Here is a 2,544-nt window from a genome sequence, read left to right on the forward strand (position 1 = left end):
GTCACGATAATGACCGGTTTATCGCCCGCGACCTTGCGAGCACGGCGGAGCACTTCAGCCTCATCTTCGCCGGGAGCAACGGGGATAACATGGCACTCCCCTCCCGACTTCTGCGCGGCGAGCACAACAAGTGCCTTGTGTTCCGGGTTTCGGCGAGCAGACAGGTTGAAACGACCCACAATACGAGCCCGTTCCTTCATCGCCTCAACGCTTGCCATACCTTCACCCTTTCAAAATGCACTTCAACGGCAAAACCTGCTACTTCTTCGTAAACAAACTCGGCTTCCCGAAAAACCCGGCGGGCTATCCAATCGGATGGCCTGCCGGGTCCCTTTTATGTCTGCTACAGCACCTATTTTCGACTATTAAATAGTCCAATAATCAATACTGCTATTCCGATACCGTAGAGAATTCCAAGCACCAAGTCGCTGACATTTGACACCACATTCAAGATAATTGCAAGGATCAAGAACAGCATCCCAACAGGAACATACTTATTCGACTTCATACGCTCGTGCTCCCTCAATAATCAACAGCGATGCATCATTTTTAGGACCATCCAGCTACCCATTTTCTGAATGACTATGGACGTTCGCCTTACTACCACGCTAGCACTCTGGGGCTAATAACTAGCCCGCGACACAACTTTCTGCACCCCAACCGCACTCCCCCACCCTCACCTCCTCAAAGCACAAAAACCACCCCCTCCGCAGCTTGTCGCCGCAAAGGGGGTGGTTTTCTATATAGCTAGGTTAGAAGCCTAAACCGCTATTACTCAGCAGACTCCGTGCTGGGCTTGGGGTCTTCGTTCACGCGGTTGCGGATATGCTCCACAATACGTGCCACAGCCTCATCCACGGGCACACCATTCTCCTGCTTATTACCGCGGAAACGGAACGAAACAGCGCCGTGCTCCGCATCCTCACCGCCAGCAATCAGAATGAACGGAACCTTCTCAGTAGAGGCAGTACGAATCTTCTTCGTGAAACGATCCGAACCGTAATCCACCTCAACACGCACACCGTGCGCACGCAGCTTATCCGCGATCTCAGTCATGTAGTCGTTGAACGCCTCAGCCACCGGCACACCAATCACCTGAACCGGCGAGAGCCACGCCGGGAACGCACCCGCATAGTGCTCAGTCAGCACACCCAAGAAGCGCTCAATCGAGCCGAACTTCGCCGAGTGAATCATGACCGGCTCCTGCACGGTACCGTCAGCAGCCTGGTACTCCAGACCGAAACGGCTCGGCTGGTTAAAGTCGTACTGCACAGTCGACATCTGCCAGGTACGGCCAATCGCGTCCTTCGCCTGAACCGAAATCTTCGGGCCGTAGAACGCAGCACCACCCGGATCCGGGACGAGCTCCAGACCGGTCTCCTTCGCAACCTGCTCCAGAACCGCGGTAGCCTCCTCCCACTGCTCATCAGTACCGATGAACTTATCCTTCTTATCACCCTCAGTGTCGCGGGTCGACAGCTCAAGGTAGAAGTCAGTCATGCCGAAGTCCTCAAGCAGGCTCAGCATGAACTTCAGCAGGTGACGCACCTCATCCGGTGCCTGCTCCTTCGTCACATACGAGTGGGAGTCGTCCTGAGTAATCATGCGCACGCGGGTCAGGCCCTGCAGCACGCCGGACTTCTCATCACGGTACACGGTGCCGAACTCGAAGAAACGCAGCGGCAGCTCACGGTACGAACGGCCACGAGAACGGTAAATCTCGTTGTGCATCGGGCAGTTCATAGCCTTCAGACGGTAGTTGCCGTTATCCAGCTCCATGGAGGGGAACATGCCGTCCGCATAGTACGGAAGGTGACCGGAAGTGTAGAACAGGTCTTCCTTCGAAATGTGCGGGGTGCTGACGTACTGGAAACCCTCCTGAATGTGGCGGGTGCGCACGTAATCTTCCATCTCGCGCTTAATCACGCCACCCTTAGGGTGAATCACCGGCAGGCCGGGGCCAATGTTCTTCGGGAAGGAGAACAGGTCCAGCTCACGGCCCAGGCGGCGGTGGTCGCGGCGCTCCGCCTCAGCGATGCGCTCCTTGTACGCCACCAGCTCGTCCTTAGTCGGCCATGCGGTACCGTAAATACGCTGCAGCATGGGGTTCTTCTCAGAACCGCGCCAGTACGCGCCACCGGCACGCATCAGGGCGTAACCGTTAGCAATCAGCTTGGTGTTCGGCAGGTGCGGGCCGCGGCAGAGGTCCTTCCAGACGGTCTCGCCGGTCTTCGGGTTCACGTTGTCGTAAATGGTGATTTCACCCTCGCCGACCTCCACGGATGCGCCCTCGGCAGCATCCGCACCGGAACCGGGGCCCTGGCTCAGGGAGAGCAGCTCCAGCTTGTACGGCTCGTTCGCCATCTCGGCGACAGCCTGGTCGTGGGTGACCACGCGGCGGCGGAACAGCTGACCGGACTTGATGATCTTAATCATCGACTTCTCGATCTTCTTCAGATCTTCCGGGGTGAACGGCTCAGCCACATCAAAGTCAAAGTAGAAGCCGTCAGTAATGTACGGGCCAATGCCCAGCTTGGCGTCCTT

The 2,544-nt window shown here is 56.9% G+C and carries 2 protein-coding genes; both read right to left on the reverse strand.

Features of this window, described 5'->3' with window-relative positions; genetic code table 11:
* Positions 1–218: aminotransferase (locus Q0216_RS05340; RefSeq protein WP_298593552.1), on the reverse strand; the 218-nt coding region annotated here is incomplete at its 3' end.
* Positions 219–771: 553 nt separating this feature from the next.
* A partial coding sequence (thrS, locus tag Q0216_RS05345; RefSeq protein WP_298593553.1) for a threonine--tRNA ligase occupies positions 772–2,544 on the reverse strand: 1,773 nt, incomplete at its 5' end.

It is taken from the genome of uncultured Rothia sp. (genome assembly GCF_937976295.1).
GTDB lineage: Bacteria > Actinomycetota > Actinomycetes > Actinomycetales > Micrococcaceae > Rothia.